This window comes from uncultured Pseudoalteromonas sp. (assembly GCF_963922945.1).
Taxonomy (GTDB): domain Bacteria; phylum Pseudomonadota; class Gammaproteobacteria; order Enterobacterales; family Alteromonadaceae; genus Pseudoalteromonas.
Genome location: NZ_CAWUKC010000038.1, coordinates 19,844 through 35,470 on the forward strand (window position 1 = coordinate 19,844; position 15,627 = coordinate 35,470).

Annotated in this window: 14 protein-coding genes; 9 read left to right on the forward strand and 5 right to left on the reverse strand. The window is 38.7% G+C overall.

The genetic code is table 11. The annotated features are described in order from the left end of the window. The first annotated feature begins 31 nt into the window (after window positions 1-31). The 3 genes from AABI99_RS09910 to AABI99_RS09920 are packed head-to-tail and all read left to right on the forward strand — an operon-like array spanning window position 32 to window position 2,137. Window positions 32-889, forward strand: a complete 858-nt coding sequence (locus AABI99_RS09910; RefSeq protein ID WP_338365568.1) for a 6-carboxytetrahydropterin synthase — start codon at window positions 32-34, stop codon at window positions 887-889. Continuing rightward, a complete protein-coding gene (locus AABI99_RS09915; protein ID WP_338365569.1) occupies window positions 882-1,700 on the forward strand; it encodes a M23 family metallopeptidase in 819 nt (272 codons plus the stop codon). The genes AABI99_RS09910 and AABI99_RS09915 overlap by 8 nt, the downstream gene beginning before the upstream one ends. A 5-nt stretch (window positions 1,701-1,705) precedes the next feature. Further along, window positions 1,706-2,137, forward strand: a complete 432-nt coding sequence (locus AABI99_RS09920) for an acyl-CoA thioesterase (RefSeq protein ID WP_338365570.1) — start codon at window positions 1,706-1,708, stop codon at window positions 2,135-2,137. A 228-nt stretch (window positions 2,138-2,365) separates the two neighbouring features. Here the strand turns inward: AABI99_RS09920 and AABI99_RS09925 are convergent, their stop codons facing one another. The 5 genes from AABI99_RS09925 to AABI99_RS09945 are packed head-to-tail and all read right to left on the reverse strand — an operon-like array spanning window position 2,366 to window position 7,949. Next, window positions 2,366-3,688 (reverse strand): Na+/H+ antiporter family protein, encoded by a 1,323-nt coding sequence (locus AABI99_RS09925; RefSeq protein WP_338365571.1) that lies wholly within the window; start codon window positions 3,686-3,688, stop codon window positions 2,366-2,368. Next, entirely contained in the window at window positions 3,685-5,658 is a 1,974-nt protein-coding gene (locus AABI99_RS09930; protein WP_338365572.1) for a DUF3488 and transglutaminase-like domain-containing protein, read from the reverse strand. The genes AABI99_RS09925 and AABI99_RS09930 overlap by 4 nt, the downstream gene beginning before the upstream one ends. Beyond that, complete coding sequence (locus AABI99_RS09935; RefSeq protein ID WP_338365573.1) at window positions 5,651-6,646, reverse strand: DUF58 domain-containing protein; 996 nt, start codon at window positions 6,644-6,646, stop codon at window positions 5,651-5,653. Before AABI99_RS09935 ends, AABI99_RS09930 begins: the two co-directional genes overlap by 8 nt. A gap of 1 nt (window position 6,647) precedes the next feature. Beyond that, complete coding sequence (locus tag AABI99_RS09940; protein WP_338365574.1) at window positions 6,648-7,553, reverse strand: MoxR family ATPase; 906 nt, start codon at window positions 7,551-7,553, stop codon at window positions 6,648-6,650. Window positions 7,554-7,565: 12 nt separating this feature from the next. Next, window positions 7,566-7,949 (reverse strand): response regulator, encoded by a 384-nt coding sequence (locus AABI99_RS09945; RefSeq protein WP_338365575.1) that lies wholly within the window; start codon window positions 7,947-7,949, stop codon window positions 7,566-7,568. Window positions 7,950-8,460: 511 nt separating this feature from the next. On the opposite strand from AABI99_RS09945, the gene AABI99_RS09950 reads away from it, so the two are divergent. The 6 genes from AABI99_RS09950 (at window position 8,461) to AABI99_RS09975 (ending at window position 15,187) form a co-directional block, all read left to right on the forward strand. Beyond that, on the forward strand, window positions 8,461-9,780 hold the full coding sequence (locus AABI99_RS09950) for a hypothetical protein (RefSeq protein WP_338365576.1): 1,320 nt from the start codon (window positions 8,461-8,463) through the stop codon (window positions 9,778-9,780). Window positions 9,781-9,919: 139 nt separating this feature from the next. Further along, window positions 9,920-11,224 (forward strand): sugar ABC transporter substrate-binding protein, encoded by a 1,305-nt coding sequence (locus AABI99_RS09955; protein WP_338365577.1) that lies wholly within the window; start codon window positions 9,920-9,922, stop codon window positions 11,222-11,224. Between the two features lie 111 nt (window positions 11,225-11,335). Beyond that, window positions 11,336-12,208: a sugar ABC transporter permease gene (locus AABI99_RS09960; protein ID WP_024033631.1), complete on the forward strand. Its 873-nt coding sequence runs from the start codon at window positions 11,336-11,338 to the stop codon at window positions 12,206-12,208. 2 nt (window positions 12,209-12,210) lie between these two features. Further along, window positions 12,211-13,041, forward strand: coding sequence for a carbohydrate ABC transporter permease (locus tag AABI99_RS09965; RefSeq protein ID WP_338365579.1), 831 nt, complete (start codon window positions 12,211-12,213; stop codon window positions 13,039-13,041). A gap of 10 nt (window positions 13,042-13,051) precedes the next feature. Beyond that, window positions 13,052-14,065 (forward strand): sn-glycerol-3-phosphate ABC transporter ATP-binding protein UgpC, encoded by a 1,014-nt coding sequence (gene ugpC / locus AABI99_RS09970; RefSeq protein WP_338365580.1) that lies wholly within the window; start codon window positions 13,052-13,054, stop codon window positions 14,063-14,065. Between the two features lie 162 nt (window positions 14,066-14,227). Beyond that, the gene (locus AABI99_RS09975) at window positions 14,228-15,187 is read left to right on the forward strand and encodes a sugar-binding transcriptional regulator (protein ID WP_338365581.1); all 960 of its coding nucleotides are present in this window, start codon (window positions 14,228-14,230) and stop codon (window positions 15,185-15,187) included. Window positions 15,188-15,627 lie beyond the last annotated feature (440 nt).

Sequence of the window (15,627 nt, forward strand, 5' to 3'; positions counted from 1 at the left end):
CCCTGACTTATAACCAGTTTAAAGGAAGTTTATGATCCTTTTTGTTAACTCACTAACAGTGATTGATTTTTCTTACTTATGTAACAAACGCGGCGCCGTTGGCGAGAGCTGGATTGTTGACTTAACGTTGCATGGAAAACTAAACGAAGAGTCTATGGTATTAGACTTTGGCTTAGTTAAAAAGCAAATTAAAGGCATAATTGATGACTGTTTAGACCATAAATTAGCTATACCAGCAGGTCTAAATGGAACAGTAAAAGAATTTGATACATACAAAACGCTAGATTGCACGTTTGGTGAAGAGTACCATTTAGCAATGAGTGCACCACACCAAGCTTATTGCATGATAGATGCGCCAGAAATTAACGTTGATTCAGTAACAGAGTTTTTAATCGAAACAATATTACCTAAGCTGCCAAGTAACATTGAAAAAATTGAATTGTCGCTTAAACCTGAGCACAGCCAAAGTTTTTATTACCATTACAGCCATGGCCTTAAGAAGCACGATGGTAACTGCCAACGTATTATTCATGGTCATCGTTCGCAAATTGGTATTAGTTTAGATGGTATGTCGATGCCGCGTTTGCAAAAGCAGTGGGCAGAAAAATGGCAAGATATTTATTTAGCAACGCAAGAAGACCAAATAGCGGCTGATGATTTAAAACACGTTAGTGCAAAAAGCAATGATGTGTGTTTTGCTTACACTGCTGCACAAGGCTATTTTGAAATGGCAATTAGTGAGTCTCGTTGTGATATTTTACCTGTTGATACAACAGTAGAGTGTATTTCTCAGCATCTTGCTGAGCAAGTAAAGGCACAGTACCCAGATAAAGACGTTAAAATTACCGCTTATGAAGGTGTAGGAAAAGGATCAATCAGTTATGCTTAAAACTCTTTTAGCAACAGCGCTTGTCACCACAACTAGCTTTAGTGCATTAGCGCTCGAGTTAAAAGGGCACCTTACCCAAGGTGGATTAGTAACAGGCAAACTTGAAAATGTGAAGTCGGTTTCGCTAAACGGAAAATCACTCAAGCTTTCACAAGCCGGAGATTTTGTATTTGGTTTTGGCCGTGATGCAAAACCAAACCACACTCTAACGTGGGTTGATAGTAACGGTAAAAAACACACGCAAGATTTAATTATTACTAAACGTGATTATAAAATTGATAAAATTACCGGTGTGGCTAAAAAATATGTATCGCCACCTAAAGAGGTACTCGCGCGGATTAGTCGCGAAGCAAAAGCGGTGCGTAACGCACGTGCGGTAAATTCAGATTTACAGTACTTTTTAGATCCGGTTTTAAGGCCAGCAAAAGGACGTATTTCGGGTGTTTACGGCAGTCAACGGTATTTTAATGGCGAACCTCGTCGTCCACATTTTGGTTTAGATATTGCCAATAAAACAGGCTCTCCTGTGTATGCACCGATTAGTGGCACTGTGGCATTTGCTGATCCTGATTTATATTACTCTGGCGGGACTTTAATTATTGACCATGGTCATGGAGTAACCTCAACGTATATTCACTTAAGCAAGTTAGATGTAAAAGTTGGCGATACAATAAGCCAAGGCGAAAAAGTAGCTGAAATAGGTGCTACCGGGCGAGTTACAGGTCCACACCTAGATTGGCGTTTTAACTGGGAAGGCGAGCGCCTTGATCCCGCGTTATTAATGCAAGATAAACTTGCAAATACAAAGTAGAGACTATGACACAGATAAACCGTGATGCAATAATTGCTAAGCGTATAGAAGATTCAACAACCTCGGTGACCAAAACTGTATTTCCTGGGCGTACTAATCATCACAATACCTTATTTGGTGGTGATGCGCTTGCTTGGATGGATGAAGTTGCCTTTATTGCTGCAACGCGTTTTTGCAGAAAGCCATTAGTGACCATTTCTTCGGATAGGGTCGATTTTAAAGAAGCAATTCCGGTTGGATCATTTGCTGAACTTATAGCAAAAGTAGTGCATGTAGGGAATACGTCATTAAAAGTTGATGTAGATATTTGCATTGAGACAATGCATAAAGATGATAAACATTCAGCTATTTCTGGTAGTTTTACTTTTGTAGCGGTTGATGACGATCACAAACCAACACCCGTTGTATGCGATAAAATGCTAAATGGTTTTAACTGATAATCATTAAAGCAAAGCCAAGTATAATAAGCACCTTAATGGGTGCTTATTAAATCACAGATAAAGAACACATCATACTGTAAGGTAACTTACTTAATCTTGGCAAATTTAGTATTGATGTAGCTAAAATTACCAAATGACTGTGCAGCCAATAATAAAAAAACATAAAATAAAAAGGCATGTTTTACATGCCTTTTTAAAAAATACGTTTGATAAGTAGCTAATGCTTTAAAGCACCATGGCCGCAATCCATCCAAATATAAGTAATGGGATATTAAAATGTATAAAGGTAGGGATCACTGAGTCTCGGATATGGTCGTGTTGTCCGTCGGCATTTAAGCCAGAAGTCGGGCCAAGTGTTGAGTCAGAAGCAGGGGAGCCTGCATCACCGAGAGCACCTGCCGTACCCACTAATGCAGCGGTAGCCATTACAGAAAAGCCTAAATCTAAACATAAAGGAACAAAGAGGGTGGCTATTATAGGCACTGTCGAAAATGAGCTTCCTATCCCCATAGTAATCAATAAGCCAACTAATAATATAGAGGCTGCAGCAAGGGGTTTATTGCCATCAAATAACGCAGCACCACTGTGTACTAAGCTAGCTACATCGCCTGTGGCTTTCATTACTGAGGCAAAGCCTTGAGCCGAAATCATAATAAAGCCAATCATTGCCATCATGGCAACACCTTTACTAAACACGTCGCCGTTTTCTTCCCATTTTACGACACCAAATACACTAAATATTATTACCCCTACAAGGCCGCCTAGTATCATTGAGCCACTTAGGTTTTGTGCAACCAGCGACGAAAACACGGCAAACAAACCCACAACCATTACTTTTTTGGGGTTTTCAATGTCGGTAGTTTTACTTTGTGAAGTTAACGGCTGGGCTTTGTATTCACGGCGCTTTTTATAACTTATAAATACCGCAATAATTAACCCAACTAACATACCACAGGCGGGAATAATCATAGCCATAGGCACCTGTGTATTCACTATTTCTAGACCGTTGTCGATTAAGTTTTTATGCAAAATAGAGTATAGGTAAATCCCCCCAAACCCATAAGGTAATACCATGTAAGAGGTTGCTAAGCCAAACGTTAAAATACAAGCGATAGCGCGGCGGTCTAATCGAAGTTGATTAAATACAACCAATAAAGGAGGGATCAAAATAGGGATAAAGGCAATGTGCACAGGTACTAAGTTTTGTGAAGATATCGCAAAGGCCAATATAATTAATAAAATAAAATAACTTAAAAAGGTTTCGCTGCCACTGCCTTTTGCATTTACTTTGTTAAGTAACTTTTCGGCAAGGATACGAGTTAATCCTGATTTTGAAATAGCCACTGCAAAAGCACCTAACATTGCGTAACTTAGTGCAATTTCAGCACCGGCCGACAGGCCTGAATTAAATGCATCAACACTTTCTTTAATTCCTAAACCAGCTGTTAAACCAGCTACAAGTGCACTAATTATCATCGCTACAATGACATTGACACGGGCTAAAGAGAGCCCAAGCATTAAAATAACGCCTATAACAACCGCATTCATAGTTTTCTCTTTTTGGAAGATTTAATTAATTTTATCAGATCTTTAGCCTGATTTTTACGTTCTTTAGTAAAAGGTTTTTTAGCGTAGCGCACTTGATTAAATAAGTCGCTAAATTCGTTTAAAGGCTCAGCAACATCAGGCTTTTGCTCTGCAAAATACAGTAATTGTTGATTAGGAGAGTAGTGACTAGGTGCAGTGATTTTTTGCAGTTCAGCCCAGTGTTGAATTGCAGCAAATTCTATAACTAATGGCGGACGCTTTGCTTTATTGCGAGGCCAATTCAAATAAATAAAGTACGCAGCAAAACTAAGCGTTAAGCTCAAAATAACTATCAACGGCACTAACCATAAATACTTATTACCAAACAATGATTTTAAAAAGTTGTTTTGCTTTTCCTCATCAAAGCCAAGTACCCAGCTGGTCCATTGATAATCTAGGGTTTCAAGTTTAAGCCTTAACCAATTAACCGCTGCAAAGTTACTTAATCTGACTAAGCCAAAATCAAGGTTGTTTTTAAATTCATCATTGAGTTCTTCGTTTTGAGAAAGTGAACCATTTAAACGCTCGGGTGCGACCACTGCTGTGGCATCAAAAATTTGCCATTGATTATTAATAAATACTTCCACCCAGGCGTGGGCATCGTACTGACGGACTGATAAGTAGTTATTTGTTCGGTTTTTTTCACCGCCCAAATAACCGCTGGCTAGGCGGGCAGGAATACCGGCGCTTCTAAAAATATACGCCGCGGCACTGGCGTAATGCCCGCAAAAACCGCGTTTTTTATCAAACAAAAATTGATCTATGGTGCTATCGCCTGTCATTGGCTCAGGGGTTAAGGTGTAACTAAATTGCTGTTTAGTAAAGTAAGTTAGTAGCGCATTATAAAACTCACTGTGTGAAGTTGTTGATAGTTTAAGCTTGTTTGCCAATTCATCAGCTTGCGGGTTTGTGTTATTTTTTAAGCGTGCGTAATAAGCCCTTTGCCATTTTGAGAGTTGCTCAGTACTCAGAGCTGCGCTAGAGACTTCGTACTGTAGGCTTTTGGCTTGATATTGCTTTTTTTTGAGTAACCCAAGCGCATTACTTTCTACATACTTATTGTTACTGGTTGCGTAATTGAGGCCATATAACCACTTTTGATTAGCGGGCTCTGCAATAATAGTGTAGGTAGCTTGTGTTGTGATTTGCGTATTTGAGTCAACACTTTGATTATTAAACTTTAATAGATCAGAGGTTTTCCACGCTTTTCCGTCAAATGTATCGTGCACAAGTGCGCGCCAATAATAAGGCGGGGCGGGTATGTTACCATCAAAACGCGCTCTAAAAACGAGTTCGTCAGAATTAGACAGCTTTGCAATATCAAATGGGTCTACCTGTTCAGAAAGCCCTGTTTTAGCAAGCTTTGGCCCTGGCAGTTGCCAAAATGCCGGCATTTTAGGTAAAAATATGAGTAAAAATATTGCTAAAGGTAAAGCGATAAACAATAGCTTAGCGCTTTGTTTAGATGCGAGTTTTAAGCTATGAGTCGACTCGATTAAACTCAACACGGCAAAGTTGAGTAAGAATAGGGCGCTCATGGTTAAGGTGGTTATAATGCTTTGGTCAAATAAATACGCTGATGAAATCGAAAAAAACGTGAGTGTAACAATAATGTGATAATGTTTTTTTGTTTTTGCTTGCAGCAATTTAAAAATACTAGAGAGCAATAACATAGCCACAAACAAAATTACTGTGTCGCTCACTCCTATAGTGTAAATCATTAATATTAAAGCAAGTCCTGCTAAAATATTGGCCAACCATGCGTTGGGTTTTGCTTTATTGCTTAAAGTGATAGACACATTCCAAAGGCACAAGAGTGAGAGTATACCTATAAATAATACGGGCATATGCGATAAATAAAAAACAAACAAGCTGGCGTAAATAAAGCTCATTGCCAAATTTATTGATCTATAATTTACAATCTCAGTCATTCATTGCTCCACTGTACTCACTAAGCAGTGCTAAACATTGTGATTTATCGTGCGCGTTGTTAGTTGCTTTGTAGCGAAGTGTGGGCAAAATGAGTGTAAAAGGCGTATTGTTTTCGCAAGCGTTACACACTAAAAAGCAAAGCTGACTTAAGCGTTGTTCGGTATCACCGACGAGCAAATTAAAATCAAAAACAATATCGGATTTTTTATAATCACTAAATTCTTTTACAAGTAACTGCTGTGATTTTGCGTAATGCTTCCACGATATTCGCTGTAATCCCATTTCTGGCAAATGTGTAATTAACTCATCAAACTCTTCACTGCCAGACTCTTTGAGGTTGCCTGTTTGTGTTGTGTTATCAAAGGTGTTGCTATACGTATCACTTAATACTTGTTCAGGTGTAGGGTACACATAAGCTGCGTCCTTTGGTTGAATGTAACTCCACACGTTTACAAGCCCAAATGGGTAATTACTATGTATTTTAAACCGCTCAAGTGCGTATTTTCCTCGGGTGGTATAAGGTAGATTGATAATTAAAGCAGAGTCTTTGTTTGTTACTTTAGCTAACGAGCGTATATGTTTAGTCGAATTTGGGTAACTGAGTGATACTGATTGAGTCAATATAGGGGCTTGTAAATTAAATTTAACTGAACTTTCGTTAGGTGCAAAACTAGCAAAGCTTTCAATATACTTAACCCCTAAGCCCTTAATATTTGAATAACCCAGCAACACAGCAATAATCATCACTACAAACATTAAATACGCCATAACCAAAATTAAATTATTTTGATAATTAATGCCCATCACAAAATTTAAAATAGCCACAATAATAAAATAAAAGCCCAGTTGCGAAGGCAACACATAAATATTGTTATGCGAGAGAGTAATAGATTGCTTTGTGTGTTTATCTTTAAGCAGCTTATTAAGTAAGCGCTTTTTTACTGCGCCTAATAGGTTGTCTTGTTTCGATTTTTTTTTAAATAACACGTTAAATTGGTACAGCAACGAGTTTTAAAATTTCATTTACTTGTGCCTCACCCGACTCATTGTGTAAACCTAATCTGTGCTGGCATACACTAGCAAATACGGCTTTTACGTCGTCAGGAGTGACAAAGTCACGCCCTTCAATAAACGCCCAAGACTTAGCTGCTTTTGCCAGTGCCATACTTGCCCTAGGCGAGAGTGAGGCCGAAAATGCAGCGTTTTGGCGCGTATATGTTACTAATTCAATTATATAATCAACGACAGGCGCGCTTATTACAACTTGGTTTATTAAAGCTTGAATTTGCTGTAACTGCTTAGCATCTATTCTTTGTGGTAATTGGCTGTAGTCTCGCGGTTTAATATTTAAAATAAGTTGCTTTTCCGCTTCTTTAGGAGGGAAACCTAAACTTATGCGCATTAAAAACCGGTCTAACTGCGACTCAGGCAAGGGGTAAGTGCCTGATTGATAAAGTGGGTTTTGTGTCGCAATCACAAAAAAAGGATGCGGCAAAGAATACTTTTTGCCATCTACAGTTACTTGCTGCTCTTCCATTGCTTCAAGTAATGCGCTTTGCGTTTTTGGCCCTGCGCGATTTATTTCATCAGCTAATACAACTTGGCTAAAAATAGGGCCTTTATGAAATGTAAACGTGTGTTCATTAGCGTTAAATACATTAGTACCCAAAATATCGGCAGGTAATAAATCGCTAGTAAATTGTATGCGCTGATAAGACAGTCCAAGCACCGCAGCAAGTGCATGTGATAGCGTGGTTTTGCCCATGCCTGGTAAGTCTTCTATCAGCAAATGACCTTCACTGAATAAGCAGGTTAGTGCTAGCTTTATTTGTTGTTTTTTTCCAAAAATAACACTCGATAAATCGTCGATGATTGCCGTAACAGTGCTTTGCATACTTACCTTATTTTATTCGCTTAGTTCGAGACGCTTCATAACCGCATTAATTTTTTTAGCGTTAAAAGGTTTTTCAATAAAGCCTTTAGCGCCTAATTCCCATGTGTTTTGCACGTTTTCAAGGGTGTTATGACCCGAGCACATAACAACGTGAGCGTGAGGGTAACTATCATTAATATGTTCTAGAATATCAGAGCTTTCTGAATCAGGTAAGTCTACATCTAAAAATATGACATTGGGGGATTTTTTATCAAGAAGGGGTTTTGCAGAAAGGTAATCGTTGCTTTCTAAAATATCTTCAAAGCCTAGCTCCGTTAATATTTGGTTTAGGTAGTCACGTATTTCCTTAACGTCATCAATAATAAGTATAGGCTCAAGCGGTCGCACAAATTCCATATGTTAATTACTTCTATTTTTATACATCTAAAGTAATTTAATTTTATGCTAAGCACTGTATAAGCTCAAGAAAGTAAATCAAAAAACAACCAATTCGCGCTTTTACGCGCCTAAACCTGCCGTATTAATTAAACACTCACACCATTTAATTGGTTAACAATACCAATCCTCAAAATAGGTCATTTAATTATGCGGATTGGTATAAATGTTAAATAACGCTCTTCAATTTCCCCTCTACAGAACAATTTAAATAAAACTTTAGTCATAGATGGCAATTTTATTTTGAAATTTAAAACTATTAAACCATTGATTGTAAATATAAATTTTTATAAACATGATTTAATGTAAATGTTTTGTAATAAAAGATGTTGACGTTACATTATTCATTTGTGATTATGCTCAATAGCTGAGCTAATGCCCATCAGGTTGTTTATGAACACACTTATGTAAAATGCCCATTCGCTTTAGCTGCACACTGAAAATACACAACACACTAAATAGAGAGTTCATTATGTTAAATAATAAGAAAGCTAAATTTGCGCTAACTTTAGTAGCAGCGTTGGCGGCGCCTGCACAAGCAGATATGTCAGATTACTTTGACCGCCTTGACGTTAACTTTCTAGCAATGCAAAACTTTCAGTCTATCCAAGCTAAAGACGGTGCATTTCGCCCCGAAGATGAACAGCAGTCATCAGGCTTTGGGCGTATCAGAGCAAACTTAATGCTTAAGTTTCATATAAATGAATACATTACTGCCGACATTGATATAGCCGAGGAGCCGAACGATTTTGGTGGCGGTGACCGTGATTTTTCGTTTCATAATGACTTTGCAGGGATTGAATTTGATTTACTTGGCTTATACGGCACACCCAGCGAAAACGAAAATTTAACGCTACGTTTAGGTAATATTGGTGCGTCTCCATTTCAATTTAAAGGTTTTCAAGATGGTGCTGACAACCAAGGTAATGCCTTAATTGGTAACGGCATTAACGACTATGCAACTGCAGAAAACGGTGCGCAACTAAGCTATACAGAAACGTTTGATAGTGGTGTGCTTCGTTCTTATAACGTAGCGGGTCATATTACGACATCAAGCTTTGGTGAGGCATTTCAAGAAGATAGAGGCTTTAATTACCGCTTACAAGGGACATTAGAGTTTGAAGGCGGCTTTAAAGTTGGCTTAAATTACTTACAAGCTAACCAAGGCGACCAACTTCGTTTTGAAAATGGCGTAGCAAGTTTAGATGGACTCACAACAACTAACTACCGGTTTGGTGATGGTGAAAACTATAACTTTTCTGCTTCGCCTTCAAGCGAACGTGATACTCACGTAGGTGTAATGCCTGGGCTTGATCAGTCTATTATTCAATTAAATTTAGCGTATCAGCCATCAGATCAAACCAGTATCATTTTAATGTTAGGTAAATCGTCTGATGATTACACCTTTGCAGACTCAGCAGGTAACGCAGTGGCAGGTATTACCTACTTTGGTACAAATGGCGTAGCAGACGAAAACGGCACTACATATGATTCAAACAGCGTAATTAAAGGCGAGAGCTCAGTAGAATATTATGCAGTTGAAGCACAGCAATATATCATTCCTGAAAAACTTTACGTAGCCGCGCGCTATGCAGAGTCAGAAAACACGTCCGATTTAATCAGCCAAAACGATAACACCGTAGAGCGTTTACAAGTAGCCGCAGGTTACTGGTTTACAGATTCTACACTATTAAAAGTTGAGTATGTAAACCAAGAAGAAGGCGCAAACTCAGGTGGTCAAATTGGTCGTGGTTTTGACGGTTTCACCTCAGAGATCTCAGTTAAATTTTAAATAGCTTACTAACTTACTGTTTGGTTTAAAAGTAATTTACGTGCACTAAACGCGCCGCAATTACTCACTGCTTTATTTACTAAGGCGCTTTACAGTTATTTTTTAAGCGTCATTTAACAAATTTATGAGGGTTAACCCGATGAAAACTAAATTATTAATGCTCGCGTGTTCAGTTATGGCTATGAACGTAGCCGCTAAAGAAACCATCACTATTGCCACAGTTAATAATGGTGACATGATCACCATGAAAGAGCTTAGCAATCATTTTGAAGAAAAAAATCCAGATATTTCATTAAAATGGGTAACACTTGAAGAAAATATTTTACGTCAACGTGTAACTACCGATGTTGCCACAAAAGGCGGCCAATACGATGTAATGACCATTGGCACGTATGAAGTGCCAATTTGGGGTAAACAAAACTGGCTTACTGAGCTTGATAACCTAGGTGAAGATTACGACGTTGATGACTTACTACCAGCTATTCGTAGCGGTTTAACGATAGATGACAAATTATACGCGGCCCCATTTTATGGCGAAAGCTCTATGGTTATGTACCGTACAGACCTTATGGAAAAAGCTGGCCTAGAAATGCCAAACGCGCCTTCGTGGAGCTTTATTCAAAAAGCGGCAAAAGCGATGACCAATAAAGATGAAGGTGTATATGGTCTTTGTTTACGTGGTAAAGCAGGTTGGGGCGAAAATGTTGCTTTAATTACGTCTATGGCAAACTCGTTTGGTGCTCGCTGGTTTGATGAAAACTGGAAACCCCAATTTAACACCCCTGAGTGGAAAGCTACACTCCAGTACTATGTAGATGTTATGAAAGAATCAGGCCCTGCGGGTTCATCAGCCAATGGGTTTAATGAAAACCTAGCGTTATTTCAAACGGGTAAATGTGGTATTTGGATTGATGCAACGGTGGCTGGCGCGTTTGTAACCAATGAAAAAGATTCTGAAGTAGCTGATAAAGTAGGCTTTGCACTTGCACCCGATAATGGCTTAGGTAAGCGTGGTAATTGGCTATGGTCATGGACACTTGCAATTCCTTCAAGCAGTAAAAAATCGGATGCAGCCATGAAATTTATTAGCTGGGCGACATCAAAAGAGTACAGCCAATTAGTTGCCGATAACAAAGGCTGGGCAAAAGTACCGCCGGGTACTCGCGCATCACTTTATGAAAACAAGCAATACATGAGTGCAGCACCGTTTGCACAAATAACGCTTGATTCTATTAATTCGGCAGACCCAAAAAAACCTACTGTAAACCCCGTACCTTATGTTGGTATTCAGTTTGTAGCAATTCCTGAATTTCAAGGCATTGGCACGGCTGTTGGGCAACAGTTCTCTGCTGCACTTACTGGGAAAATGACTGTTGAACAAGCGCTTAGGACATCACAGCGCTTAGTTGAGCGCACCATGCGTAAAGCACGCTACCCAAAATAAGTAGGCGGGTAAATTAATTTTACCTCGTATTTTTCGTCAGCATTAGCATGTTATCAGTAGCCGTTTGTCGTTGTTACTAAGTTTAATGCTGACTTTTTGAAGGTCACTGATATGGCAACTACACAGTCTCGTACGCTTGCACGCATAATGCTATTTCCTAGTGTAATTTTATTACTAGGATGGATGATAGTGCCGCTGTGCATGACACTCTATTTCTCATTCGTAGATTACAACTTATTAATTCCCGGTGAACGCGAATTTGTAGGCTTTTTAAACTATGAGTTTTTTTTAACAGATCCCGCATTTGTTGAATCCTTTTTTAATACCCTTTATTTAGTAACGGGTGTACTAGCTATCACAATTTGTGGTGGTATCGGTTTAGCTGTTCTCCTCGACCAAGCAATCTGGGGGCGAAACTATGTTCGTATTATGGTTCTCGCCCCATTTTTTGTTATGCCAACCGTATCGGCTTTGGTTTGGAAAAACATGTTTATGAACCCTGTAAATGGATTATTTGCACACTTTGCAATATGGCTTGGGTTTGAACCTATCGACTTTTTTGCTCAAATGCCTTTGTTTTCAATCATTATTATCGTTTCGTGGCAGTGGTTACCGTTTGCTGCGTTGATATTACTTACGGCAATTCAATCACTTGATCGCGAGCAACTCGAAGCTGCTGATTTAGATGGTGCAGGACCTTTCAGCAAGTTTTTTTACATCGTGCTACCGCATTTATCACGTGCTGTTACCGCTGTTATTTTAATTGAAACTATATTTTTACTGTCTATTTTTGCAGAAATTTTAGTGACAACCAGTGGCGGTCCAGGCTATGCATCAACCAACATCACTTACTTAATTTACACCCAATCGTTATTACAATTTGATGTAGGCGGCGGCTCAGCAGGGGGCATAGTTGCAGTCATTATTGCCAATATTGTAGCCATATTTTTAATGCGCCTGATCGGTAAAAACTTAGAGGGTTAATCATGGCAAGTACAATAAATAAAAAATCAAAACTAATTTATACCCTAGCAGCATGGACCATCAGCGGGATGATATTTTTCCCAATTTTATGGACATTAATCACCAGTTTTAAAACCGAAGCTGAAGCAATATCAGCTACACCTGCGTTATTAGCTTTTGATTGGACACTGGAAAACTATCAAGATGTATTAGCGCGCTCGCCATATTTTGACCACTTTTGGAACTCTGTGGTTATATCACTAGGTTCAAGTTTATTAGGCTTATTAATAGCCGTACCAGCCGCATGGTCAATGGCGTTTGTGCAAACGAAAAAAACTAAAAACCTACTTATGTGGATGCTTTCTACAAAAATGCTCCCGCCGGTAGGGGTGTTAATTCCGATTTATTTACTCTTTAGAGACTTTGCTTTGTTAGATACAAAACTGGGCTTAGTGATTGTGATGACCTTAATTAACTTACCAATTATGGTATGGATGCTATACACCTACTTTAGAGAAATTCCCGGTGAAATTTTAGAAGCATCCCGTATGGATGGTGCAACTATTGGCGAAGAAATATTTCACGTATTACTGCCAATTGCATTACCTGGCATAGCATCAACATTACTGTTAAACGTAATTTTGGCATGGAACGAAGCATTTTGGACACTCATTTTAACTGCTGCGAATGCTGCACCACTAACGGCATTTATTGCCAGTTACTCAAGCCCAGAAGGGTTATTTTACGCCAAGTTGTCGGCAGCTTCTGCCATGGCCATCGTGCCAATATTAATTCTTGGTTGGTTTAGTCAAAAACAATTAGTGCGCGGCTTAAGCTTTGGCGCAGTAAAGTAGGAGAACACACATGGGCAGCATCACACTAAAAAAAGTAACGAAAAGTTTTGGTGAAGTTAACGTAATTAAACCACTTGATTTAGAAATAAAAGACGGCGAATTTATTGTATTTGTAGGGCCATCGGGCTGTGGTAAATCAACTTTACTGCGAATGATCGCCGGACTTGAAGACACAACCAGTGGGACAATAGAGATTGATGGCCAAGATGCCACGCAAACACCACCGGCAAAACGTGGTTTAGCTATGGTATTTCAGTCCTACGCATTGTACCCGCACATGAGTGTACGCAATAACATTGCGTTTCCACTCAAGCGTGCAAAAGTAAATCCTGCTGAAATTGAAAATAAAATTGCAAATGCCGCTAAAATACTTAATTTAACTGATTATTTAGACCGTAAACCTGGGCAATTATCGGGCGGACAACGCCAACGTGTAGCAATAGGGCGCGCAATAGTAAGGCAACCGTCGGCTTTTTTGTTTGACGAACCACTGTCTAATTTAGATGCATCACTGCGTGTAAACATGCGATTAGAAATCTCTGAGCTACACAAAAGCTTAGCTACAACAATGATTTATGTAACTCATGACCAAGTTGAAGCGATGACAATGGCAGACAGAATTGCGGTATTTAATGGTGGCATTATTGAGCAAGTTGGCACGCCACTTGAGCTTTACCAACACCCGGTAAATAAATTTGTGGCAGGCTTTATTGGCTCACCAAAAATGAACTTTATTGAAGTAGATAATGATAGCCATGCACAAACGCACAGTTTAGGTGTGCGCCCTGAGCACTTTGAAATTTCAACTGAGTCAGGTACTTGGCAAGGTACTGTTGGCGTAATAGAACATTTAGGTTCTGAAAGCTTTTTACATGTAACCATTGAAGGTGGCAGTACGGTTACAGTTAAAGCAGATGGCGATTGTCCACTTAAATATGGCGACACTATCTATTTAAGTGCGCCAGAGCAAAAAGTACATCGATTTGATAAAAACGGGCTAGCGATAAAAAAAACAACAGTTTAATCCGCCTTTATAAGCCAATACTTTAGGAATAGAAAAATATAACTAAAGTATTGGTTATTAAATTAATGTGATACTTCGGCATTTTATAAATGAATGATATATTTGCAAATATAAAATGTATCGAACATAAGGACACGGCTCCTTTGATATTAAGAGGTTTATGTGGCAAAGCTAACAAATACAGAAATACGTAAGCTCGATGATGCAGCTAGAGCAGGGTGGCTCTATTATGTTGCGGGTAAAACCCAAGACGAAATTGCTAAAAAACTTAATGTATCCCGTCAGTCTGCACAACGCATGGTGGCACTTTCTGTAAGTCAAGGGCTTATTAAAGTAAGGCTTGATCACCCAATAGCTAAATGCATGGATTTAGCAGAAAAAATAAAAAAACGTTTTGGTTTAGACTCATGTGAAGTCGTCCCAAGTGATGGCTCAGATCCAAACTCTACGGTGGGTTTGGCGCAAGCCGGGGCTGCTGAAATACAGCGTCATTTAAAATCAAAAACACCAAAAATTTTAGCTATGGGTACAGGCCGTGTTTTGCGTGCATGTGTTGATGAACTGCCAACCTTAGATTGTAGCCAACACAAAGTAGTGGCTATGTTAGGCAATATGGCACTTGATGGATCTGCTTCACCTTATGATGTAGTGGTTAGAATGGCCGAGCATATTAATGCAAAGCATTATCCAATGCCGCTGCCAGTATTACCAAGAAGCGTTGAAGAAAAGCAGCAGTTGCACTCACAGCATAATATTACCAGTAACTTAAAATTAGCCACTCAAGCAGATGTAACATTTGTGGGTGTAGGTAGCCTAGGTGAAAAATCACCATTACATATTGATGGTTTTATTGATGAGCAAGAATTAAAAGAGCTGCAAAATTTGGGCGCTGTGGGAGAAATGATAAGTTGGGTTTACGATAAAAATGGCCAACTCATTGATTGCACTGTAAATCTACGTGTTGCCAGTACGCCACTAAGAATTGAAGGTAATAAACAAATTTATGCTATAGCGGCTGGTGAAGATAAAGTATCAGCAATACTAGGTGCTGTGCGATCCAATATGATCAGTGGTTTAATCACTAACGAATATACCGCTGAACGTATTTTAAGTATGGATTAGCAAAGGTTGTTTTAGGTAACTTTTTAAAACCTACGGTAAAGCTGGCTGAATAAGCTTTATTTTCAAAAAAGTAAGCGAACAGGCTTTTTTAAATACGAACAAAGTTTATATATTTAGGCTTTAAAACGAGTTTAAAAAGTACTGTGTTGAAAGAATGTTGATGAAAGCCTATGTTGTTAAAATTTTAAAGTAACCAACGCTTAAAGTACTTTGTGAGAAATCCAGTCAGTAAAGTTTTGGGTGTAATGAATAATAAAAGCGTAATGATCAGGAATAAACTAAAAAGCATAGTTTGCTAAAAACGACCTTAATGTCCGATACCGTCTAGTATTGGACATAGTAGGAGTGTATTACACACTCCTTGTTATAATATACCCAACCACCCATAATTTATATTATGTTAAATAAAGTAAATTAATGGATAACCAAGGTAGTTGCTT

Excerpts from the sequence above, each read along its gene's own strand:
- AABI99_RS09940 (WP_338365574.1), bottom strand. The coding sequence starts at position 7,553 with ATGCAAAGCACTGTTACGGCAATCATCGACGATTTATCGAGTGTTATT.
- AABI99_RS09945 (WP_338365575.1), bottom strand. The coding sequence starts at position 7,949 with ATGGAATTTGTGCGACCGCTTGAGCCTATACTTATTATTGATGACGTT.
- AABI99_RS09920 (WP_338365570.1), top strand. The coding sequence starts at position 1,706 with ATGACACAGATAAACCGTGATGCAATAATTGCTAAGCGTATAGAAGAT.
- AABI99_RS09955 (WP_338365577.1), top strand. The coding sequence starts at position 9,920 with ATGAAAACTAAATTATTAATGCTCGCGTGTTCAGTTATGGCTATGAAC.
- AABI99_RS09910 (WP_338365568.1), top strand. The coding sequence starts at position 32 with ATGATCCTTTTTGTTAACTCACTAACAGTGATTGATTTTTCTTACTTA.
- AABI99_RS09925 (WP_338365571.1), bottom strand. The coding sequence starts at position 3,688 with ATGAATGCGGTTGTTATAGGCGTTATTTTAATGCTTGGGCTCTCTTTA.
- AABI99_RS09960 (WP_024033631.1), top strand. The coding sequence starts at position 11,336 with ATGGCAACTACACAGTCTCGTACGCTTGCACGCATAATGCTATTTCCT.
- AABI99_RS09930 (WP_338365572.1), bottom strand. The coding sequence starts at position 5,658 with ATGACTGAGATTGTAAATTATAGATCAATAAATTTGGCAATGAGCTTT.
- AABI99_RS09950 (WP_338365576.1), top strand. The coding sequence starts at position 8,461 with ATGTTAAATAATAAGAAAGCTAAATTTGCGCTAACTTTAGTAGCAGCG.
- ugpC (WP_338365580.1), top strand. The coding sequence starts at position 13,052 with ATGGGCAGCATCACACTAAAAAAAGTAACGAAAAGTTTTGGTGAAGTT.
- AABI99_RS09965 (WP_338365579.1), top strand. The coding sequence starts at position 12,211 with ATGGCAAGTACAATAAATAAAAAATCAAAACTAATTTATACCCTAGCA.
- AABI99_RS09915 (WP_338365569.1), top strand. The coding sequence starts at position 882 with ATGCTTAAAACTCTTTTAGCAACAGCGCTTGTCACCACAACTAGCTTT.